Here is a 21,326-nt window from a genome sequence, read left to right as displayed (position 1 = left end):
ACCCCTTCCCATCCCGAACAGGACCGTGAAACGACTCCACGCCGATGATAGTGCGGATTGCCCGTGTGAAAGTAGGTAATCGTCAGGCTCCCCCCCACGTCAGAAACCCCACCCGCCGCGGTGGGGTTTTTGCGTTTACGCGGCCAAAATCAACAAACAGCATTGAAGCAAGCGATACCTCCGCCCGCCTCAACGCTTTTCAACTCTCTACTTCCCTTGCGCCAGAAACTTCTGCGCCAGTCGGACCCAATACGTCGATCCCACCGCCAACAACTCGTCGTTAAAGTCATAACTCGCGTTGTGCAGCATACAAGGGCCCGCACCGTGGCCAGCTTCGCGGTGGCCGCCATCGCCGTTGCCCAAAAACGAATAGCAACCCGGTTTCGCCAGCAGCATGAACGAAAAATCCTCGGCACCCATGGTCGGTTCAACTGCTTCATCGACATTCTCCGCGCCAACGACCTCTTTCATGACCGACGCCGCAAAACGCGCTTCCTCGCTGCTGTTGATCGTCGGAGGATAGTTCCGGTGGAATTGGATCTGAACGGAGCAATCGTATGCTTCGGCTGTATTGTGCGCGATCTTGCGCATGCGTGACTCGATCAGGTCGAGCGTTTCTGTAGTGAAGGTCCGAACGGTCCCCGCGATCCAAGCGTCGTCCGGTACCACATTGACCGCATCGCCCGCATGTATCTGCGTTATCGACAATACCGCAGTATCGAGCGGTTTTTTGTTTCGCGTGATGATGCTTTGCAGCCCGTTGGCAATTTGCACCGCCGCAAAGACCGGATCACGGCCATTGTGCGGTAGCGCTGCATGCGAGCCGACACCCTTGATTTCGATGCGAAATTCATTGCTCGACGCCATGATCGGACCTTCGGTCACGCCGAAGTGGCCCGCCGGCATGCCCGGCCAGTTGTGAATGCCAAACACGGCGTTCACGGGGAATTTGTTAAACAAGCCGTCGTCCATCATAGCCTTCGCCCCGGCGCCGCCTTCTTCAGCCGGCTGGAAAATGAACACGATCGTGCCGTCGAAATCACCGTGTTTGGCTAGGTAGTGCGCGGCACCGAGCAGCATCGCCGTATGTCCGTCGTGCCCGCACGCATGCATCTTGCCGTCGTTCGTCGAACGATGATCGAAGCTGTTGAGCTCCTGGATCGGCAGCGCGTCCATGTCGGCTCGCAGGCCAATCGCGCGCGAGCCGTCACCTCGCTTCAATACGCCGACCACGCCCGTCTTGCCGAAACCACGGTGAGTCTCGATGCCCCAGGATTCGAGCGAACGCGCGACGAGATCAGCAGTCGCCGTCTCTTCGTAGCGCAGCTCCGGGTGGGCATGGATGGTTCGTCGAAGGGTCTGAATTTCGCCGCGAGCGGCCTGAATTTCGGGGATGAGTTTCATGATTGAGTGATTATGCGTTTGTGCTTGACGAGCTTGAGATCGCCGCGGACCACGTCGGCCCGGGCACTGCGGATAATTCATTCTACGCCGAAGGCATTCTTGGCGGCGCCACCGAGGTCGGCGGCCTATAGACGTAATAAAATTCCACTTTGCCCGACCGCTTACTGCTCGCCAGGACACATTGCCGATGAACGCCCCGACCGAATTCGTGCGCGCCGTGTGCCCGCACGATTGCCCCGACACCTGCGCGATGCGCGTGACCGTCGACAATGGACGGGCGATCAAGGTCGCCGGCGATCCCGACCATCCGCCGACTCAGGGCGTGCTGTGCACGAAGGTCAGTCGTTACGCGGAGCGTGTATACCATCCGAACCGGTTGACGACGCCCATGAAGCGTGTCGGCCGCAAGGGCGAGGGCCGTTTCGAGCCAATCTGCTGGGACGAAGCGCTCGACCTTGCCGCAAGCCGCCTCGGCGAGATTCTCCATCGCGCGCCGGAAGCGATTCTGCCTTACAGCTACGCGGGCACGATGGGCTTGGTGCAGGGCGATAGCATCGCGCAACGCTTTTTCCACAGGCTCGGCGCCTCGCAGCTGGATCGCACGATTTGCGCGGCGGCCGGCGCTGCCGGCCTCAAATACACGTACGGCGCCGGCATCGGTATGCACACCGAGTTTTTTGCCGAGAGCGAGGTGATCCTGATCTGGGGAGCGAATCCGATTGCATCGAATCTGCATTTGTGGACGCGCGCGCAGGAGGCCAAGCGTCGCGGCGCCCGGCTGATCGCAATCGATCCGTATCGCTCGCTGACCGCGGAGAAATGCCATCAGCATATTGCGCTGAAGCCAGGCACAGACGGGGCTCTCGCGCTCGGCATCATGAACGTCCTGATTACCGAGAATCTGCTCGACCACGAGTACATCGCGGCGCACACGCTGGGCTTCGCCGACTTGAAGGTGCGTGCGCTCAGCTATCCATTGTCTCGGGTTAGTGAAATCTGTGGCGTCGAAGAAGAGGAAATCGCCGATCTTGCGCGGCTTTACGCCAGCACGAAGAAAGCCGCGATCCGCTTGAATTACGGTCTGCAGCGGGTGCGTGGCGGGGGCAATGCAGTGCGCGCAATCGCGTGTCTGCCGTCGCTGACCGGCGCATGGCGCGAGCGTGCGGGCGGGGCGCTGTTGTCGTCGAGCGGTTGGGCACCGGTCGACTCGCACGCGTTGCAGCGTCCCGACCTGATGCCGGGTTGGCCGTCGAAGCCGAGCCGCGTGATCAATATGAATGCGATCGGCGACGCGTTGCTGCATCCGGGCGACGCGACGTTCGGCCCCAAGGTCGAGGCGATCGTGGTCTACAACTCGAATCCGGTCGCGGTCGCACCGGACTCCGAACGCGTCGCGGCGGGTTTTGGGCGCGAGGATCTGTTCACGATCGTGCTCGAGCATTTCCAGACCGACACCGCGGATTACGCCGACCTGCTGCTGCCTGCCACGACGCAGCTCGAGCATCTCGACGTGCACAAGTCATACGGCCATACGCACGTGATGGTCAACCTGCCCGCCATCGCGCCGTTCGGCGACGCACGGCCGAATACCGAGATCTTCCGCAGCCTCGCGCGCCGCATGGGCATGACGGAACCGGCGCTCTTCGACAGCGACGAAGCCGTCGCGCAAGCGGCATTTCGCTGGGACGACAAGACGCTGGACGGTGTCGACTGGCCGATGCTGAAGCAAGCCGGCTGGGCCCGTCTCAATCTGCCTGACGCGCCATTTGCCGACGGCGGTTTTCGCACGCCATCCGGCAAGTGCGAGTTTTACAGCGAGCGCCTTGCACAACAGGGCCTCGACCCGCTGCCTGACTTCCTGCCACCCTACGAATCGGCCGACGGCGCGCCCGAACTGGCGGCCCGCTATCCGCTCGCGATGATTTCACCGCCCGCGCGCAACTTCCTGAACAGCACCTTCGTGAACATCGAGAGTCTGCGTGCGACGGAAGGCGAACCGCATCTGGACATCCACCCTGCCGACGCGCACGCGCGCGGCATCGGCGACGGTGATCAGGTGCGCATCTTCAACGACCGCGGCTCGATGCAAGCGCGTGCCCGCGTGACCGACCGGGCGCGCGAAGGCCTGGTCGTTGGGTTGTCGATCTGGTGGAAGAAGCTCGCGCCGGACGGCCGCAACGCCAACCAGTTGACGAGCCAGGCACTCACCGATCTCGGCGGTTCGGCGACGTTTTACGACTGTCTCGTCGAAGTCGAGCGGGCCTGAACGCCGCGCCGCACATTGAAACTGACGCCCAGCCTCGCAAGTTCGAGGCTGCCGTCTAACCTCGTCGCTTTGGCCATTGGCCGCAATATGCCCATGCTACGATGCGTTTTTAGCACGACCATTCGAAAATAATTCAGGAGACGCTGCATGGAGAAAATCTGGCTGAAATCTTATCCGCCCGGCGTTCCAGCAGAGATCGACCCGACACGCTATTCGTCGGTGGCCGAGTTGCTCGAGGAAGCCTTTCGCGAACACCGCGCAAAGCCGGCGTTCGTGTGCATGGGCAAGCAGATCAGCTACGGTGAACTCGACGAGCTTTCGCGCGATCTTGCGGCGTGGCTGCAGTCGAAAGGACTCACGCGCGGCTCGCGTGTCGCGATCATGATGCCGAACGTGCTGCAGTATCCAATCGCGCTTGCCGCGATTCTGCGCGCGGGCTACGTGGTCGTGAATGTGAATCCGCTGTACACGCCGCGCGAACTCGAGCACCAACTGAAGGACAGCGGCACTGAGGCGATCATCCTGCTCGAGAATTTCGCGGGGACCTTGCAGGCAATCGTGCGCAATACGCCGATCAAACATGTGGTCATCGCGGCGATGGGCGACCTGATGGGCATCAAAGGCCCGCTCGTGAACTTCGTCGTGCGCAAGGTCAAGAAGATGGTGCCGGCGTGGAGCCTCGCTGGGCACGTCAAGTTCAACGACGCGGTCTCGGAGGGCGCACGTCTGACGTTCAAGCCGGTCCAGCAGGGACCCGACGATATCGCGTTCCTGCAATACACGGGCGGCACCACCGGCGTGGCCAAGGGCGCGACGCTGCTGCACCGGAACCTGATCGCGAACGTGCTGCAGTCTGAGGTCTGGCTCAATCCGGTGCGCGCGAACCGCACGGATATCGATCAGTTCATTACGGTCGTCGCGTTGCCGCTGTATCACGTGTTCGCGCTGACCGTGTGCGGGCTGCTGACGATCCGCACCGGCGGTCTCGGCGTGCTGATTCCGAATCCGCGCGATATCCCGGGCATGATCAAGTCGCTCGAGGGGTATGCGATCACGACGATTCCCGCGGTCAACACGCTCTACAACGCGATGTTGAACAGCCCCGACTTTCACAAGCTCGACTTCTCGAAGCTGCTGACCGCGAACGGCGGCGGCATGGCGGTGCAGGAGGCGGTCGCCAAGCGCTGGTTCGAGCTGACGCGCACGCCGATCGTCGAGGGCTACGGGCTGTCGGAAACCTCGCCGTGCGTGACCTGCAATCCCGTCACCGCCACCGAATACAACGGCACGATCGGCCTGCCACTGCCGTCGACCGAAGTCTCGATCCGCGACGACGAAGGCAGCGAAGTGCCGCCCGGCCAATCCGGCGAGATCTGCATCCGCGGCCCGCAGGTGATGGCGGGCTACTGGAACAGGCCCGACGAAACCGCCAAGGTGATGACGGCGGACGGCTTCTTCAAATCGGGCGACGTCGGAGTCATGGGCGCGGACGGCTTTGTGAAGATCGTCGATCGCAAGAAGGACATGATTCTGGTGTCCGGCTTCAACGTGTATCCGAATGAAGTCGAGGACGTCGTCGCAAAGCTGCCGGGCGTGTTCGAAGTCGCGGCGGTGGGGGTACCGGATCAGCATTCCGGCGAGGCAGTGAAGCTGTTCGTCGTGAAAAAGGATCCGTCGTTGACTGACGAACAGATCTTCGCATACTGCAAAACGCAATTGACCGGCTACAAGCGGCCGAAGGTCGTCGAATTCCGCACCGAGTTGCCGAAGAGCAATGTCGGCAAGATCCTGCGCCGCGAGTTGCGCGACGGCAGGGCTTAAGCGACCGAAGAACAAAAGCCCGGCGCACGAAAGTGCGCCGGGCTTTTTGTTGCCCGTACAAAATCCGCGCATAAAAAAAGGCGCCCGAAGGCGCCTTTGAGACAAACTGCGTTTTTTTACGACTTATTAGAACTTGTGACGGATACCGACGCGAGCCGTGAACTGGTTGTTGGTCGTCGAACCGGTCAGGCCGTTGATGCCTGCCGTTGCTGCGACCACCTGACCCGTTGCGTTGACCGTGTCGCCCAAAGCGTGCTGGTACACGCCGACCAGGTACACGTCGGTACGCTTGGACAGGAAGTAGTCCACGCCCAGCGCGCCTTGGTGGTACTGAGCACGCGAGTTGCCTTCGATCTGCGTGCCGCGCGTGTAGTCATACGCTGCGCCGACCAGCAGTGCCGGGGTCAACTGATACTTGAAGTTGATTTCGCCGTTGTTGAACGTTGCCTTCTGGCCAGCGAACGGCGACGCGAACGTCTTGCCGAGGTTGCCGAACTGGATGTTCGAATACGTCAGGCCAATGGTTGCCGCGCCGAACGTGTATGCACCGCCCGCGCCGACGACCTGGTACGTGTTGGCCGATGCGAAGCCTGCGTAGATCGGGGTCGTGACTGCGAAGTTAGCTGCAGTAGTACCCACGGCCGGCGTATTCGTTGCGATCGTGCCGCCGTTGTTGAACAGACCGCCCGAAGCTGCCGGCGTACGCGCGTTCAAATAACCCAAGCCCAATTGCAGCGGACCGTTGTTATAGCCAGCACCCAACGACCAGATCTGGTTGTGCGTGAAGTCACCGGCGACGCCGCCGAAGCTATACGTGCCGCCGAACGTCAGGCCATTGTAGTTGTTGCTGGTGAACTTGACCGTGTTGTTGGTGCGATACGCGTTGTTGAAGTTGTCGATATCGCCCGGGTGAGCGGCGATGTAGCCGCCCCACTGATCACCCGATTCGAACGGACCCACGTAGTCGACGACGGAGTCGTACTGACGACCCAGCGTGACCGTGCCGAACTGGCTCGACAGACCGACATATGCCTGACGACCGAACATCAGGCCGCCTTGACCGAGCTTGCCGTTCGTCACGTCAAAGCCGTTTTCCAACACGAACAGGGCCTTCAGACCGCCGCCCAGATCTTCCGTGCCACGCAGGCCGAAACGCGAGCCTTGCAGGACGCCGCTGGACATGTTGTACAGATGCTTACCGCCCGAGTTGGTGTTCATGTTGATACCAACGTCAACGATGCCGTACAGGGTCACGCTGCTCTGCGCATGAGCGACGCCTGCGAATGCGCCCAATGCTGCGAGAGCGAGAAGCGACTTTTTCATCGAATGATCTCCAAGGAATACGAATCTTTTGTACAAGGCGAAATATTTAGTTAGTGCTGAGGGCCTTGCTATCCAACTTCGCGAGAAGTTGCCACGTAATGTAACAAAAGGCATACATGGAACAAAGAAAAAGGAGTCGCTCCGGAAGGCCGCTGTTTCGTTTACGCAACATGGTCTAGAATCCGAAATTAACCGTCCATTTCATGCGGATCGGTGCCTGTCGGGCCGCGGGTTTCGCGTTGCGAGGCCTTGTCGCACGGACCTTCCGGAACGATGCGGCGGTTATCGAATCAGGGAGTGCTTTATGTTGCTGGACGAGTTGATTGGCGAGTTTGATCGGGGTTTACGCTCACTGACGGGGGTCTCGCGGATGAGCCGTCCGCTGCCGCTTCCGCAGGCTTCCGCGGCGACGGCCGAAGCTCCCGAACTCTCGCCCGCGGAGCGCGCGCATGCGGCGGGTTTGATGCGTGTGAACCACGTCGGTGAAGTGTGCGCGCAGGCGCTTTACCAGGCGCAGAAACTCGCCACTGACTCGCCTTCATTGCGCGCCATGTTCGATCACGCCGCGTCGGAAGAGGAAGATCATCTGGCGTGGACCGCTAAACGCCTCGAGGCGCTCGACTCGCGTCCGAGTCTGCTCAATCCGCTGTGGTACACCGGCGCGCTCGCGATCGGACTTGCCGCAGGGCGTCTCGGCGATCGCGTAAGCCTTGGCTTCATGGCCGAAACGGAGCGCCAGGTCGAGCAGCATCTCGACAGTCATCTCGATCAGCTCCCCGCTGCGGATCATGAATCGCGCGCGATCGTCGAGCAGATGCGCGTCGATGAAGCGCGGCACGGCAAGGCCGCGATGGACGCGGGCGGCATCGAGTTGCCGTTTCCTGCACGCGCGTTGATGCGTGCGATGTCGAAGGTGATGACGCGCACCGCCTATTACATATGAGCGTTTCACCCGTTTCGCTTCGCTAACCGGAGCACCGCACGCATCGCCTCAACCATCGCTGAACGCATCTTCGCAAGCGAGACGGCGCCGCGCGCCCCGTTCGTCGTCCGTCCGGGCGACGCCGCCTTGTCTCTTTCAGAATCCCTTAACGATCTCTTTCAATTCGCGCTGTTTCCTCGCACTTTTCACGTATCACCTTCACAAGTTGCAGTAGCCCGTTCATTTATAACGGTTTTCCGTTTTTATGCGGGACGTGAAGGAGTCGCCCTAAGTCCTTGTTCTAGCAAACAAAATCCGCTCAAAAAGCGGGCCGCTCCCTTGACCCATGTTTAGCGTTACTCTAAAGTGGGAGACAGTGTGAGAAAGTGTATTTTTGTGTGTTCTCGGCACCACTTTCGGGTAGATTTTCACGGACCGGGCGGGCGGCGCAAACAGCGTCGCAAAAGGGGAGAGCGAAGTGTTCCAAGGGGCGTCGGCGCTGACGCTCGATGCGAAAGGGCGGATGTCGATTCCCTCTCGTTATCGGGATGCGCTGCAAACACAGGCAGAGGGCCGGGTGACTATCACCAAGCACCCGGACGGCTGCCTGTTGCTCTTTCCGCGCCCCGAATGGGAAATCTTCCGTGACAAGGTCGACAAGCTGCCCATGAACGCCGCCTGGTGGAAACGCATTTTTCTCGGCAATGCAATGGATGTGGATATGGACGGTGCAGGCCGTGTGCTCGTGTCGCCTGAGTTGCGAGCGGCTGGCTCGCTGGAGAAAGAAGTGACCTTGCTCGGCATGGGCCGCCATTTCGAGTTGTGGGATGCACAGATCTACGCCGCGAAGGAACAGGCGGCGATCGCCGAGGGCATGCCCGACGCGTTGAAAGATTTCACGTTCTGATCGCGGCTCATTTATATGGCTTCTGCGATGGGAAACGAATTGCAGCATCGCACGGTGCTGTTGAACGAAGCGGTCGATGCGCTGGTCACGCGCGCCGACGGCACGTATGTGGACGGCACGTTCGGCCGTGGCGGCCATAGCCGCCTCGTGCTGGAACGGCTCGGTGAAGCAGGGCGGCTGATCGCGTTCGATAAAGATCCGCTCGCGATCGCGACGGCGCAGAAGATCGCCGATCCGCGCTTTGCCATCGTTTACGAAAGTTTTGCTTCACTGCGCGCCGCGATGGCGGAGCGCGGGGTAGGGCGTGTGTCGGGGGTGTTGCTGGATCTGGGCGTGTCGTCGCCGCAAGTCGACGATCCGGAGCGGGGCTTCAGCTTCCGCGCCGACGGCCCGCTCGACATGCGGATGGACCCGACGCGCGGCGAGTCCGCCGCTGACTGGCTCGCGCGGGCCACGGTGCAGGAATTGACGGAGGTGATACGAGATTATGGGGAAGAACGGTTTGCTTTTCAGATTGCAAAGGCGCTTGTTGCTCGCCGGGCAGAGTCCGACCGTCTTGGGCCTCTCGTCAGCACGGGCGAGCTTGCCCAAATCGTGGCTAACGTCGTCAAAACCCGTGAGAAGGGCAAGGACCCGGCAACCCGCACCTTTCAGGCTATACGGATTCACGTCAATCAAGAGCTTGCGGAGCTGCAAGTCGTTCTAGACGCAGCGTTGTCGTTGTTGGAACAAGGGGGGCGGCTGGTGGTCATCAGCTTTCATTCGCTCGAGGACCGGATCGTCAAGCGATTTATGCAGGCGCACGCAAGCACGCCGGCGGTCGACCGCCGCCTGCCGATCCGCGCGGTCGACCTGCCGAGCCCTCCGCTCAAGATCATCGGCCGCGTCTTCGCGAGCGACGCTGAAGTCGCCGACAACCCGCGCGCCCGCTCTGCCGTGATGCGCGTGGCGGAGCGGATCGCGCCATGAACCGCCTCAATATTTTCCTGCTGATCATCGTGATGGGCTGTGCCTTGTCGGTCGTCAACGCGACCAATCAGCAGCGTCAGATCTTTATCCAGCTGCAGCGCGCGCAGTCGCAGGAGCGTCAGCTGCAGCAGGACTATTCGCAGCTTCAATATCAGCAGAGCGCGCTGTCCAAAACGTCGCGCATCGAGCAACTCGCCACCGCCTCGCTGAAGATGCAATCGGTCATCACGGGCCGCACCCAGTACCTGACGCTCGCCCCGGGTGCCGCGACGGCGATCGACGCACCCATTCCGACTTCCGCGCCGGCCTCGGCGCCGGTCGCGACCCGTCGCGGAGCCACGCGATGAAAAAATCGTCGGCCCACAAGAGCGTTGCGTTTTCGGCCAATCCGATTCTGTCGGTGCGCCTGCCGATGTGGCGCTCGAAGCTCGTCGTGTTCCTGCTGTTCATGGCGTTCGTCGCGCTCGCCGCGCGCGCGTTCTGGATTCAGGGCCCGGGCAACGCGTTCTATCTGAAGCAGGGCGAGATCCGCTATCAGCGCCGCATCGACATGCCGGCCACGCGCGGCAAGATTCTCGACCGCAACGGCCTCGTGCTCGCCACGAGTCTGCCGGTGCGTGCAATCTGGGCGATTCCCGAATCGGTGCCCGACGACCTCGGCGCCGACAAGCTCGACGCGCTCGGCAAACTGCTCGGCATGACCACCAAGGAATTGCGCTCGAAGCTGTCGGAAGACAAGACCTTCATCTACGTGAAGCGTCAGGTGCCGGTCGACGTCGCAGAAAAAGTCGCGGCGCTCGACATCCCCGGCATTTACTCGCGCGACGAGTACAAGCGCTTCTATCCGGAAGGCGAGATCACCGCTCACCTGATCGGCTTCACGAACGTCGAGGACGAGGGCCAGGAAGGCGTCGAGCTCGGCGACCAGAAGCTGCTCGCGGGCATGTCGGGCAGCCGTCGCGTGATCAAGGACCGGATGGGCCACATCATCGAGGACGTCGACGAACAGGTCGTGCCGCACAACGGCAAGGACGTCGATCTGTCGATCGACAGCAAGATCCAGTACATCGCCTATACGAACCTGAAAGCGGCAGTCGAGAAATTCAAGGCGAAGGCCGGCGCGGCGATGGTGATCGACGTGCGCACCGGCGAAGTGCTCGCGCTCGTCAATTATCCGACCTACAACCCGAACGACCGCTCGCGCCTGACCGGCGACCAGCTGCGCAACCGCATCCTGACCGACACGTTCGAGCCGGGGTCGATCATGAAGCCTTTCACGGTGTCGCTCGCGCTCGATCTGCACCGGGTGACGCCGACTACACTGGTAGATACGGGCAACGGCCACTTCGTACTCGACGGCGCGCCGATTACCGACGACAGCGGCTTCGGCGTGCTGACGGTAGGCGGCGTGATCCAGAAGTCGAGCAACATCGGCGCGACCAAAATCGCGATGCAGCTGCGGCCCGAAGAGATGTGGAACATGTACACGAGCATCGGTCTCGGCCAGGCGCCGAAGGTCGGTTTCCCGGGCGCGGCGGCGGGCCGTCTGCGTCCGTGGAAGAGCTGGCGCCGCATCGAGCAGGCGACGATGTCGTACGGCTACGGCCTGTCGGTGTCGCTGTTCCAGCTCGGCCGCGCGTACACCGCGATCGCGCACGACGGCGAAATCATGCCGGTGACGATTTTCCATACGCCGGGCGACCAGCCGGCCACCGGTCCGCAGATCTTCTCGCCGACCACCGCGCGTGAAGTGCGCGCGATGCTCGAAACCGTGGTGTCGCCGCAAGGCACGTCGCCGGATGCGGCGGTGCCCGGCTATCGCGTCGGCGGCAAGAGCGGTACCGCGTACAAGCACGGTCCGCACGGCTACGACCACTCCAAATATCGTGCCTCGTTCGTCGGCATGGCGCCGATGCCGAATCCGCGCATCGTCGTTGCGGTGTCGGTCGACGAGCCGACGGCCGGTAGCCACTTCGGCGGCCAGGTGTCGGGCCCGGTGTTCTCGGGCATCGCCGGGGATACGCTGCGCGCGCTGAACGTGCCGCCCGACATGCCCGTCAAGCAGATGGTCGTGTCCGACGATTCGGCGCCGCCCGCGCCCGGCGCGCCGGCCACGCCGCCCGTGGTGAAGAAGCTGTCGACGAGCCCCGGCGTGAAGAAGATGACCATTTCCGCCAACCCGAAAAATCATCCAGGAGTCGAGCGATGAGCGCGCTGCGCGAGCAACATCCAGCGCACCGGCAGATCGCCGACGCCCTCGCCTGGCTGCACGCGCACGTGCAGCCAGGCGCGCATCTGCACGCCGACACGCGCTCGCTCGCGGCCGGCGACGCGTTCTTCGCGTACGCGGTCGATGGCGCGGACAACCGCGCATTCATCGACGCGGCCATCAAGCGTGGCGCGGCCGCCGTGCTCGTGCAACCCGAAGGCTTCAGCGGCACGCTCGATGCGTCGGTCGCCCACGCGGTGCCGGCGTTGAACGAACTCGCCGGCACGATCGCGAGCGCGTGGTATCGCGATCCGAGCGACGCGATGCTCGCGGTCGGCATCACCGGCACGAACGGCAAGACCTCGTGCAGCCAGTGGGTCGCCGCGGCGCTGTCCGCGCGCGGCACGCGCTGTGCGATCGTCGGCACGCTCGGCACTGGGCTCGTCGGCCAACTCGTGCACACCGGCTTCACGACGCCCGACGCACCGCAATTGCAACGCAGCCTCGCGCAATTGCGCGACGCGGGCGCGCAGGCGGTGGCGATGGAAGTGTCGTCGCATGCGCTGCACCAGGGGCGCGTGAACGGCACTGCTTTCGACATCGCGGTGTTCACGAACCTGACGCAGGACCATCTCGACTATCACGGCACGTTCGAGGCCTATGAAGCCGCCAAGGCGCGTCTGTTCGCCTGGCCCGAGCTGCGCGCGGCCGTGATCAATCGCGACGATGCCGCCGGCCGGCGTTTGCTCGCGAGCACGCGTAGTCACGCGCGCACGATCGCGTATGGCATCGAGGGCGAGCATGGCGACGCCGACGCTAACTGCACGCCGCAATCCGACGCGTGGCTCACTGCATCGAACGTGCGTGCCACCGTGACCGGCACCGCGTTTCATCTGAGCACCTCGGACTGGGGCAACGCCGAAGTCGAAGTGCAAACGCTCGGCCTCTTCAACGTCGGCAATCTGCTCGCGGTGCTCGGCGTGCTGCTCGCCGCCGACGTGCCGTTCGACGCGGCGCTCGCCGAACTCGCGAAGCTCGAACCGGTGAACGGCCGCATGCAGCGTCTGGGCGGCCGACTGCAAAACGACGAGCCGCTCGTCGTGATCGATTACGCGCACACACCCGACGCGCTCGAAAAAACGCTCGAAGCACTCCGGCCGATCGCGACCGCGCGCGGCGGCGAACTCGTCTGTATGTTCGGCTGCGGCGGCGACCGCGATGCGACCAAGCGTCCGCTGATGGGCGCGATCGCCGAGCGGCTCGCGGACAACGTCGTCGTGACGAGCGACAACCCGCGCAGCGAAGATCCGCTCGCGATCATCGAGCAAATTTCCGTGGGCATGCAGGATGCGTCGAAGGCGCGCCGCATCGAGGACCGCGCGAGCGCGATCCTGCAGGCGATCCGCGGCGCCGCGCGCGAAGACGTGATCGTGCTGGCCGGCAAGGGGCACGAAGCCACACAGGAAATCATGGGCAAGAAACGCGCTTTCTCCGATCAGGACCACGCCCGCCTCGCGCTCGCCGCGCGGGCAACACAAACACGCGGAGGTGGCGAATGAACATGTTCTCGCTACGTGCCGCCGCCGCGCAGGTCCCCGGCGCGAGCGTTACCGGCGACGACAGCGTGCGCTTCGAGCGCGTGTCGACCGACAGCCGCAGCGCCGGCCCCGGCGATCTGTTCATCGCGATCAAGGGCGACCGTTTCGACGCGCACGACTTCCTGCCGCAAGTCGCCGAGCGCAACGTCGCGGCGGTGCTCGTCGCACGCACGCCGGATAGCTGGAGCGTGCCCGCGATCCGCGTCGCCGATACGCGCGAAGCGCTCGGCGCGCTCGCGCGCGGCTGGCGTCGTCAGTTCGACCTGCCGCTCGTCGCGGTCACGGGCAGCAACGGCAAGACCACGGTCAAGGAAATGATCGCCTCGATCTTCGCGGCCGCGGTCGGCGCGGATGCGCGTCTCGCGACCGCGGGCAATTTCAACAACGACATCGGCCTTCCGCTCACGCTGTTCCGTCTGCATGCCGCGCATCGGCTCGCGGTGGTCGAACTCGGCATGAACCATCCGGGCGAAACCGAACTGCTCGCGAAACTCGCCGAGCCGACGGTTGCGGTCGTCAACAACGCGCAGCGCGAGCACCAGGAATTCATGGCGACCGTCGAGGCGGTCGCGCTCGAACATGCGAGCGTGATTCACGCGCTGTCGCCGGAAGGCACGGCGGTATTCCCCGCCGACGACGCATACGCGAGCATCTGGCGCGTCGCCGCGACCGGCAGTCGCATCATCGATTTCGCGTTGAACAGCGCGGAGCGCACGACCGAAGCCGCGGTGAAGGGCAGGTTCGACGGCAAGCGTCTGTCTATCGACACGCCGCAAGGTCATCTCGACGTCACGCTGCAGGTGCTTGGCAATCACAACGCGCACAACGCGCTCGCGGCGGCCTCCGCCGCGTTGGCAGCGGGTGTGTCGCTCGACGCGATCCAGCGCGGCCTCGAATCGTTCGGCGCGGTGAAGGGTCGTCTGCAGGTCAAGCAGGCCGTGCTCGGCACGCTCGCGGGCGCAACCGTGATCGACGACACCTACAACGCGAATCCCGATTCGATGCGCGCCGCGATCGACGTGCTCGCGTCACGTGAATCGCCGCGTGTGCTCGTGATGGGCGACATGGGCGAAGTCGGCGACCACGGCGCGGCGTTTCACCGCGAAATCGGCGCGTATGCGAAAGAGCGCGGTATCGACGCGCTGTATGCGATCGGCGACGCCTCGCGCGACGCCTGCACCGCATACGGTGCGGGCGCGCACCACGTCGCCGATGTCGGCGCGCTGGTCGCGCAACTGCAGCAGGCCGGCTTCGGCGCTGCCGCAACGCTTCTCGTGAAAGGCTCGCGCTTCATGCAGATGGAGCGCGTGGTGGACGCCGTTACGAGTCCACAACCCAACGCCGCGGGCACGACGCCCGCTGCACATTGAAATAGAAGGATCCAGGCATGCTACTGGCGCTGGCGCAATGGCTGCAGAATGACGCAAGCTTCTTGCGCGTGTTCAGTTATCTGACGTTTCGCGCGGTGATGGCGACCATCACCGCGTTGTTGATCGGGCTCGTCTGCGGCCCGGCGGTCATTCGCAAGCTGACCGCGATGAAGGTCGGCCAGGCCGTTCGCAAGGACGGCCCGCAATCTCACCTCGTCAAATCGGGCACGCCGACGATGGGCGGCGTGCTGATCCTGCTCGGCATCGCCGTGGCCACGCTGCTGTGGGCCGATCTGACCAACCGCTTCATCTGGATCGTGATGCTCGTCACGTTCGGCTTCGGCGTGATCGGCTGGGTCGACGATTACCGCAAGGTCGTCTACAAGGACCCGCGCGGCATGTCATCGCGCGAGAAGTATTTCTGGCAATCGGTGATCGGCCTGTTCGCGGCGGTTTATCTCGCGTTCAGCGTGTCCGAGGCGAGCAACGTGCGCGTGTTCGACCTGTTCATGGCGTGGGTGCGCAGCGGTCTGTCGATGGGCCTGCCCGCGCGCGCCGACCTGTTGCTGCCGTTCTTCAAGTCAATCACTTATCCGCTCGGCGTGTGGGGCTTCATCGTGTTGACGTACCTGGTGATCGTCGGCGCCAGCAACGCGGTGAATCTGACCGACGGCCTCGACGGCCTCGTGATCATGCCGGTCGTGCTGGTCGGCGCGTCGCTCGGTGTGTTCGCGTACGTGATGGGCAGTTCGGTCTACTCGAAATACCTGCTGTTCCCACATATTCCCGGCGCCGGCGAATTGCTGATCTTCTGTTCGGCGATGGGCGGCGCGGGTCTCGCGTTTCTTTGGTTCAACACGCACCCGGCGCAGATGTTCATGGGCGACGTCGGCGCGCTCGCGCTCGGCGGCGCGCTCGGCACGGTCGCGGTGATCGTGCGTCAGGAAATCGTGCTGTTCATCATGGGCGGCATTTTCGTCGCGGAAACGCTGTCGGTGATGTTGCAGGTCACGTGGTTCAAATACACGAAGCGCCGTTACGGCGAAGGGCGGCGGTTCTTCAAGATGGCACCGCTGCATCACCATTTCGAATTGTCGGGCTGGAAGGAAACGCAGGTGGTCGTGCGTTTCTGGATCATCACGTTGATGTTGTGCCTATTCGGTTTGTCCACGCTCAAATTGCGTTAAGCAGCAGTATTTAAGGAAGCAGGCGATGTTCGGCGAGAAGTTTCGGGATCGGCAAAAGCCGATGGTGCTCGTGCTGGGACTGGGTGAATCCGGTCTCGCGATGGCGCGCTGGTGCGCCAGGCACGGCTGTCGGCTGCGCGTGGCCGATACGCGCGAAGTGCCGCCGAACCTGTCCGCGCTCGAAGCGCATGGCGTCGATGCCGATTTCGTCGGCGGTCCGTTTTCGCCGGTGCTGCTCGAAGGCGTCGAGCTGGTCGCGATCAGCCCGGGACTGTCGCCGCTGGCCGCCGATCTGCTGCCGCTGATCACGGCGGCGCGCGAGCAGGGCATCCCGGTGTGGGGCGAGCTCGAACTGTTCTCGCAGGCGCTGCGCACGCTCGGCGAGTCCGGCTACGCGCCGAAGGTGGTCGCGATCACCGGCACGAACGGCAAGACCACGACGACGAGTCTCGCCGGCTTGCTGTGCGAACGCGCGGGCAAGAAGGTCGCGGTGGCGGGCAACATCAGCCCGTCGCTGCTCGACAAGCTTTCCGAAGCGATCGACCAGACCGCGCTGCCCGACGTGTGGGTGCTCGAACTGTCGAGCTTCCAACTGGAGACCTCGCATACGTTTACGCCGGACGCGGCGGCCGTGCTCAACATCACGCAGGATCATCTGGACTGGCACGGCGGACTCGACGCGTACGCGGCCGCGAAGGGCCGCATCTTCGGTACACGGACGGTGCGCGTGCTGAACCGCGACGACGCGCGCGTAATGGCGCTCGCGCCTGCAAGCGGCGACGCGGAGCTCGTCACGTTCGGCGTGACCGAGCCGAAGAACGACGGTGACTATGGCCTCTTGCGCGACAACGGCATGGTGTGGCTCGTCGAAGCGCAAGATCGCGACGCGAGCGACGAGTCCCCCAAGGGGACTTCCTTCGGGGCGCCGACGCCGAAGCGCCGTCGCAAGAACGAAGCAGCCGCAACGCCCGACATCGCGTTGAAGCGTCTGATGCCCGCCGACGCACTGCGCATCCGTGGCCTGCACAACGCGGCCAACGCGTTGGCCGCGTACGCGCTCGCACGTGCGATCGGCCTGCCCGGCGCGCCGCTTTTGCACGGCCTGCGCGAATATCGCGGCGAGCCGCATCGCGTGGAACTGATCGCGTCGATCGACGGTATCGACTATGTGGACGACAGCAAGGGCACCAACGTCGGCGCGACGGTCGCCGCGCTCGACGGTCTCGCGCAGCGCGTCGTGCTGATCGCCGGCGGGGACGGCAAGGGTCAGGAGTTCGAGCCGCTCGCCGCACCGGTGATGCGTTGGTGCCGCGCGGTGATGCTGATCGGCCGCGACGCGCCACAGATTCGCGCGGCGCTCGAACATTGCGGCGTCGCGATGACCGATCACGCAACTCTTGAAGACGCGACGCGCGCGGCCGGCGCGCTCGCGCAGCCCGGCGACGCGGTGCTGCTGTCGCCCGCGTGCGCGAGCTTCGACATGTTCAAGGGTTACGCCCACCGCGCGGCGGTATTCCGCAGCACGGTCGAAGATATCGCGGCCGAACGGGGGACGATGATATGAGCTGGTCGGAACGTTTCGGCTCGCGCGAAGCCGCCGGCGGCAACGGCGCCGCCGCGCGCACGTCCACCACCCGCACCGGCGGCAGTGGTCTCGCGAGCGCAGTCAACGGCGTGCGGCCGCTGCGCTCGCGTATGCTCGACTACGACCACTCGCTGCTGTGGGTCGTCGTCGCGCTGCTCGGGCTCGGCGTCGTGATGGTGTACTCGGCGTCGATCGCGATGCCCGATTCGCCGAAGTACGCGTCGTATCGCGATTGGGCGTTCCTCGTGCGCCAGATCATCTTCGTGCTGATGGGCGCGGCGGTCGGCGTCGCGTCGTTCCGCATTCCGATTTCGACGTGGGACAAGTACGCACCGAAGCTCTTCCTGATCTCGCTCGTCGCGCTCGTGATCGTGCTGATTCCGCACGTCGGCAAGGGCGTGAACGGCGCGCGCCGCTGGATTCCGCTCGGCATCACGAACATGCAGCCATCGGAAATCATGAAGCTCGCGGTGACGATCTACGCGGCGAACTACACGGTGCGCAAGCAGGAATACATGCACAGCTTCGCCAAGGGCTTTCTGCCGATGGCGGTCGCGGTCGGTCTCGTCGGCATGCTGCTGCTGCTCGAGCCGGACATGGGCGCGTTCATGGTGATCGCGGCGATCGCGATGGGCGTGCTGTTCCTCGGCGGTGTGAACGGCAAGCTGTTCGGCGGGCTCGTCGCGACCGCGGTGGGCACGTTCACGCTGCTGGTGTGGGCGTCGCCGTGGCGTCGTGAGCGGATCTTCGCGTACCTCGATCCGTGGGACGATCGCTACGCGCAGGGCAAGGCATATCAGTTGACGCACTCGCTGATCGCCTTCGGGCGCGGCGAGTGGTTCGGCGTCGGTCTCGGCGGCAGCGTCGAGAAGCTCAACTATCTGCCGGAAGCGCATACGGACTTCATTCTCGCGGTGATCGGCGAGGAGCTGGGTTTCGTCGGCGTGCTGGTAGTGATTCTGATGTTCTACTGGATCGTGCGCCGCTCGTTCGAGATCGGCCGTCAGGCGCTCGCGCTCGATCGCACGTTCGCGGGTCTGGTCGCGAAGGGCGTCGGCATCTGGTTCGGCGCGCAGACCTTCATCAACATGGGCGTGAACCTCGGTCTTCTGCCGACCAAGGGCCTGACGTTGCCGCTCGTCAGCTACGGCGGTTCGGGCATTTTGCTGAACTGCGTGGCGATCGCGGTGCTGATGCGGGTCGACTATGAAAATCGTGTGCTGATGCGCGGGGGCAAGGTATGACGGCTCTGCCACAACGCACGTTGATGGTGATGGCCGGCGGCACCGGGGGACATGTGTTCCCGGGGCTCGCGGTCGCACATCTGATGCAGGCGTGGGGCTGGAAAGTCGTGTGGCTCGGCAACCCCGCGGGCATGGAAGCGACGCTGGTACCGAAGCACGGCATTCCAATGGAGTACCTCCGCTTCGGCGGCGTGCGCGGCAAAGGTCTGAAGACCAAGCTGATGCTGCCGGTGAATCTGCTGCGCGCGTGCACGCAGAGTTTGAGCGTGCTGCGTCGCGTGAAGCCCGACGTCGTGCTCGGCATGGGCGGCTACATCACGTTCCCGGCCGGTCTGATGACCGCGCTGAGCGGCCGGCCGCTCGTGCTGCACGAACAGAATTCGATCGCCGGTCTCGCGAACAAGGTGCTCGCAAAACTCGCGAAGCGCGTGCTGGTCGCGTTTCCGGATGCACTGCCGCACGGCGAATGGACCGGCAATCCGATTCGCGAGGAACTTGCGCGGGCGAATCCACCCAAAGCACGCTACGCGCAGCGCAATGGTCCGCTGAACATGCTCGTCGTGGGCGGCAGTCTCGGCGCCGCGGCGTTGAACGAAGTCGTGCCGCGCGCCGTCGCGCTGCTTGGCTCCAACGAGAGACCGCGCATCGTGCATCAGGCGGGCGCGAAGCATATCGACGCGCTGCGCGAGAACTACGCGGCGGCTGGTTTGCAGGCTGGTGCGGATGTCTCGCTCGTGCCGTTCATCGACGACATGACGAGCGCCTACGAAGCAGCCGATCTGGTGATCTGCCGCTCGGGCGCGATGACCGTGTCGGAGATCTCGGCGGTCGGCGTCGCGGCGCTGTTCGTGCCGTTCCCGTACGCGGTCGACGATCACCAGACCACTAATGCAGCGTTCCTCGCCGACAACGGCGCGGCGCTGGTCGTGCAACAACGCGATCTGTCGGCGGAAAAGCTCGCCGACTGGTTGCGCAGCCAGACGCGGGAAAGTCTCGCGGAAATGGCGGAGCGTTCGCGCTCGCTCGCGAAACCGGATGCCACCGAACAGGTCGCGCAGATCTGCGCGACGGTGGCGGCCGCGGGTTCGATGGCGGGCGTGAGCCCAGAAGGAAAGCAATGAAACACATCGTCAAACACATTCATTTCGTCGGCATCGGCGGCGTGGGCATGAGCGGCATCGCCGAAGTGCTCGTCAATCTCGGCTATCAGGTGAGCGGCTCGGACCTGTCGGGCAACGCGGTCACCGAGCGCCTCGCTGGGCTCGGCGCGCGCATTTCGATCGGGCACGCGGCGGAGAACATCGAAGGCGCGAACGCGGTGGTGGTGTCGACCGCGGTGCGCAGCGACAACCCGGAAGTGCTGGCCGCGCGTCATCGCCGCATTCCGATCGTGCCGCGCGCGGTGATGCTCGCGGAGTTGATGCGTTTGAAGCAGGGCATCGCGATTGCCGGCACGCACGGCAAGACCACGACCACGTCGCTGGTCGCGAGCGTGCTCGCCGCTGGCGGGCTCGATCCGACCTTCGTGATCGGCGGCCGGCTGATCAGCGCGGGCGCGAATGCGCGCCTCGGCACCGGCGACTTCATCGTCGCCGAGGCGGACGAATCGGACGCGTCGTTCCTGAACCTGTTCCCGGTGATCGAGGTCATCACGAACATCGACGCCGATCATATGGACACCTATGGTCACGACTTCGCGCGTCTGAAGCAGGCCTTCATCGAATTCACGCACCGTTTGCCGTTCTACGGCATCGCGGTGCTGTGCGTCGACGATCCGAACGTGAAGGAGATCCTGCCGTTCGTGTCGAAGCCGATCATCCGCTACGGTTTCGCGGCCGATGCACAGGTACGCGCGGTCAACGTCGAAGCTCGCGAAGGCCGCATGCATTTCACCGTGATGCGCGAAGACGCGGCGCCGCTCGACGTCACGTTGAACCTGCCGGGCGAGCACAACGTGCAAAACGCGTTGGCCGCAATTGCAATTGCGACTGAACTTGAAGTGAGAGATGCCGATATCCAGCGAGCGCTCGCGGATTTCAACGGGGTCGGCCGACGCTTCCAACGCTATGGCGAGGTGCCGGTTCTCAGCGACGGCCAGGGCGCGGGCTCCTACACGCTGGTGGACGACTACGGTCACCACCCGGTCGAAATGGCCGCCACGGTGGCGGCGGCGCGCGGCGCATTTCCGGGCCGGCGTCTGGTGCTGGCGTTCCAGCCGCACCGCTTCACGCGCACGCGTGATTGCTTCGAGGATTTCGTGAAAGTGCTGTCGACCGTCGACGCGCTCGTGCTGACCGAAGTCTATGCGGCCGGCGAAGCGCCGATCGTCGCCGCCGACGGCCGCGCATTGGCGCGCGCGCTGCGCGTCGCGGGCAAGGTCGAGCCGGTGTTTGTCGATACGGTGGATGAAGTGCCGGACGCGCTGTCCACGGTGGTGCGCGACGGCGATGTGGTGATTACGATGGGCGCGGGTTCGATCGGCGGTGTGCCGGTTCGTCTCGCCCAGGAACTGAAGGTGTGA

The 21,326-nt window shown here is 63.9% G+C and carries 16 protein-coding genes and 1 rRNA gene; 15 read left to right on the top strand and 2 right to left on the bottom strand.

Going from position 1 to position 21,326, the window contains the following annotated elements:
* A 5S ribosomal RNA gene (gene rrf, locus HDG39_RS36030) occupies nt 1–88 on the top strand; the annotation flags it as partial.
* A 119-nt stretch (nt 89–207) separates the two neighbouring features.
* Here the strand turns inward: rrf and HDG39_RS14950 are convergent.
* The gene (locus HDG39_RS14950; RefSeq protein WP_184006610.1) at nt 208–1,404 is read right to left on the bottom strand and encodes a M20 aminoacylase family protein; all 1,197 of its coding nucleotides are present in this window, start codon (nt 1,402–1,404) and stop codon (nt 208–210) included.
* A 187-nt stretch (nt 1,405–1,591) separates the two neighbouring features.
* Between HDG39_RS14950 and HDG39_RS14945 the strand changes: the two genes are divergently transcribed.
* Both HDG39_RS14945 and HDG39_RS14940 read left to right on the top strand, forming a co-directional pair.
* Nucleotides 1,592–3,670 carry a molybdopterin-containing oxidoreductase family protein gene (locus HDG39_RS14945; protein WP_184006609.1) on the top strand — a complete coding sequence of 693 codons (2,079 nt, stop codon included), beginning with the start codon at nt 1,592–1,594 and terminating at the stop codon, nt 3,668–3,670.
* A gap of 147 nt (nt 3,671–3,817) precedes the next feature.
* On the top strand, nt 3,818–5,491 hold the full coding sequence (locus HDG39_RS14940; RefSeq protein WP_184006608.1) for a long-chain fatty acid--CoA ligase: 1,674 nt from the start codon (nt 3,818–3,820) through the stop codon (nt 5,489–5,491).
* Between the two features lie 126 nt (nt 5,492–5,617).
* On the opposite strand, the gene HDG39_RS14935 is transcribed toward HDG39_RS14940, so the two are convergent.
* Nucleotides 5,618–6,814 (bottom strand): porin, encoded by a 1,197-nt coding sequence (locus HDG39_RS14935; RefSeq protein ID WP_184006607.1) that lies wholly within the window; start codon nt 6,812–6,814, stop codon nt 5,618–5,620.
* Nucleotides 6,815–7,118: 304 nt separating this feature from the next.
* On the opposite strand from HDG39_RS14935, the gene coq7 reads away from it, so the two are divergent.
* The 12 genes from coq7 (at nt 7,119) to murC (ending at nt 21,326) form a co-directional block, all read left to right on the top strand.
* The gene (coq7, locus tag HDG39_RS14930; protein WP_184006619.1) at nt 7,119–7,757 is read left to right on the top strand and encodes a 2-polyprenyl-3-methyl-6-methoxy-1,4-benzoquinone monooxygenase; all 639 of its coding nucleotides are present in this window, start codon (nt 7,119–7,121) and stop codon (nt 7,755–7,757) included.
* A 457-nt stretch (nt 7,758–8,214) separates the two neighbouring features.
* Nucleotides 8,215–8,643, top strand: a complete 429-nt coding sequence (mraZ, locus tag HDG39_RS14925) for a division/cell wall cluster transcriptional repressor MraZ (protein WP_013090620.1) — start codon at nt 8,215–8,217, stop codon at nt 8,641–8,643.
* Between the two features lie 15 nt (nt 8,644–8,658).
* Nucleotides 8,659–9,612 carry a 16S rRNA (cytosine(1402)-N(4))-methyltransferase RsmH gene (gene rsmH, locus HDG39_RS14920; protein WP_184006606.1) on the top strand — a complete coding sequence of 318 codons (954 nt, stop codon included), beginning with the start codon at nt 8,659–8,661 and terminating at the stop codon, nt 9,610–9,612.
* A complete protein-coding gene (gene ftsL / locus HDG39_RS14915; RefSeq protein WP_018421895.1) occupies nt 9,609–9,959 on the top strand; it encodes a cell division protein FtsL in 351 nt (116 codons plus the stop codon). The genes rsmH and ftsL overlap by 4 nt, the downstream gene beginning before the upstream one ends.
* Nucleotides 9,956–11,821 (top strand): peptidoglycan D,D-transpeptidase FtsI family protein, encoded by a 1,866-nt coding sequence (locus HDG39_RS14910; RefSeq protein WP_184006605.1) that lies wholly within the window; start codon nt 9,956–9,958, stop codon nt 11,819–11,821. Before ftsL ends, HDG39_RS14910 begins: the two co-directional genes overlap by 4 nt.
* The gene (locus tag HDG39_RS14905) at nt 11,818–13,380 is read left to right on the top strand and encodes a UDP-N-acetylmuramoyl-L-alanyl-D-glutamate--2,6-diaminopimelate ligase (RefSeq protein ID WP_184006604.1); all 1,563 of its coding nucleotides are present in this window, start codon (nt 11,818–11,820) and stop codon (nt 13,378–13,380) included. Before HDG39_RS14910 ends, HDG39_RS14905 begins: the two co-directional genes overlap by 4 nt.
* Entirely contained in the window at nt 13,377–14,789 is a 1,413-nt protein-coding gene (locus HDG39_RS14900) for a UDP-N-acetylmuramoyl-tripeptide--D-alanyl-D-alanine ligase (protein ID WP_184006603.1), read from the top strand. Before HDG39_RS14905 ends, HDG39_RS14900 begins: the two co-directional genes overlap by 4 nt.
* A 17-nt stretch (nt 14,790–14,806) precedes the next feature.
* A complete protein-coding gene (gene mraY / locus HDG39_RS14895; protein WP_018421891.1) occupies nt 14,807–15,976 on the top strand; it encodes a phospho-N-acetylmuramoyl-pentapeptide-transferase in 1,170 nt (389 codons plus the stop codon).
* Between the two features lie 25 nt (nt 15,977–16,001).
* Nucleotides 16,002–17,540, top strand: a complete 1,539-nt coding sequence (murD, locus tag HDG39_RS14890) for a UDP-N-acetylmuramoyl-L-alanine--D-glutamate ligase (RefSeq protein WP_184006602.1) — start codon at nt 16,002–16,004, stop codon at nt 17,538–17,540.
* A complete protein-coding gene (ftsW, locus tag HDG39_RS14885; protein ID WP_184006601.1) occupies nt 17,537–18,805 on the top strand; it encodes a putative lipid II flippase FtsW in 1,269 nt (422 codons plus the stop codon). Before murD ends, ftsW begins: the two co-directional genes overlap by 4 nt.
* Nucleotides 18,802–19,926 (top strand): undecaprenyldiphospho-muramoylpentapeptide beta-N-acetylglucosaminyltransferase, encoded by a 1,125-nt coding sequence (murG, locus tag HDG39_RS14880; RefSeq protein WP_018421888.1) that lies wholly within the window; start codon nt 18,802–18,804, stop codon nt 19,924–19,926. The genes ftsW and murG overlap by 4 nt, the downstream gene beginning before the upstream one ends.
* Nucleotides 19,923–21,326 (top strand): UDP-N-acetylmuramate--L-alanine ligase, encoded by a 1,404-nt coding sequence (murC, locus tag HDG39_RS14875; RefSeq protein WP_184006600.1) that lies wholly within the window; start codon nt 19,923–19,925, stop codon nt 21,324–21,326. The genes murG and murC overlap by 4 nt, the downstream gene beginning before the upstream one ends.

The sequence above is a fragment of the Paraburkholderia lebeckiae genome (genome assembly GCF_014201005.1).
Lineage (GTDB): Bacteria > Pseudomonadota > Gammaproteobacteria > Burkholderiales > Burkholderiaceae > Paraburkholderia > Paraburkholderia tuberum.
This window is presented reverse-complemented; position numbering and strand designations above follow the sequence as displayed.

Coding starts and splice junctions, on each gene's coding strand:
- HDG39_RS14950 (WP_184006610.1), bottom strand. CDS start 1,404: ATGAAACTCATCCCCGAAATTCAGGCCGCTCGCGGCGAAATTCAGACC.
- HDG39_RS14945 (WP_184006609.1), top strand. CDS start 1,592: ATGAACGCCCCGACCGAATTCGTGCGCGCCGTGTGCCCGCACGATTGC.
- HDG39_RS14940 (WP_184006608.1), top strand. CDS start 3,818: ATGGAGAAAATCTGGCTGAAATCTTATCCGCCCGGCGTTCCAGCAGAG.
- HDG39_RS14935 (WP_184006607.1), bottom strand. CDS start 6,814: ATGAAAAAGTCGCTTCTCGCTCTCGCAGCATTGGGCGCATTCGCAGGC.
- coq7 (WP_184006619.1), top strand. CDS start 7,119: ATGTTGCTGGACGAGTTGATTGGCGAGTTTGATCGGGGTTTACGCTCA.
- rsmH (WP_184006606.1), top strand. CDS start 8,659: ATGGCTTCTGCGATGGGAAACGAATTGCAGCATCGCACGGTGCTGTTG.
- ftsL (WP_018421895.1), top strand. CDS start 9,609: ATGAACCGCCTCAATATTTTCCTGCTGATCATCGTGATGGGCTGTGCC.
- HDG39_RS14910 (WP_184006605.1), top strand. CDS start 9,956: ATGAAAAAATCGTCGGCCCACAAGAGCGTTGCGTTTTCGGCCAATCCG.
- HDG39_RS14905 (WP_184006604.1), top strand. CDS start 11,818: ATGAGCGCGCTGCGCGAGCAACATCCAGCGCACCGGCAGATCGCCGAC.
- HDG39_RS14900 (WP_184006603.1), top strand. CDS start 13,377: ATGAACATGTTCTCGCTACGTGCCGCCGCCGCGCAGGTCCCCGGCGCG.
- mraY (WP_018421891.1), top strand. CDS start 14,807: ATGCTACTGGCGCTGGCGCAATGGCTGCAGAATGACGCAAGCTTCTTG.
- murD (WP_184006602.1), top strand. CDS start 16,002: ATGTTCGGCGAGAAGTTTCGGGATCGGCAAAAGCCGATGGTGCTCGTG.
- ftsW (WP_184006601.1), top strand. CDS start 17,537: ATGAGCTGGTCGGAACGTTTCGGCTCGCGCGAAGCCGCCGGCGGCAAC.
- murG (WP_018421888.1), top strand. CDS start 18,802: ATGACGGCTCTGCCACAACGCACGTTGATGGTGATGGCCGGCGGCACC.
- murC (WP_184006600.1), top strand. CDS start 19,923: ATGAAACACATCGTCAAACACATTCATTTCGTCGGCATCGGCGGCGTG.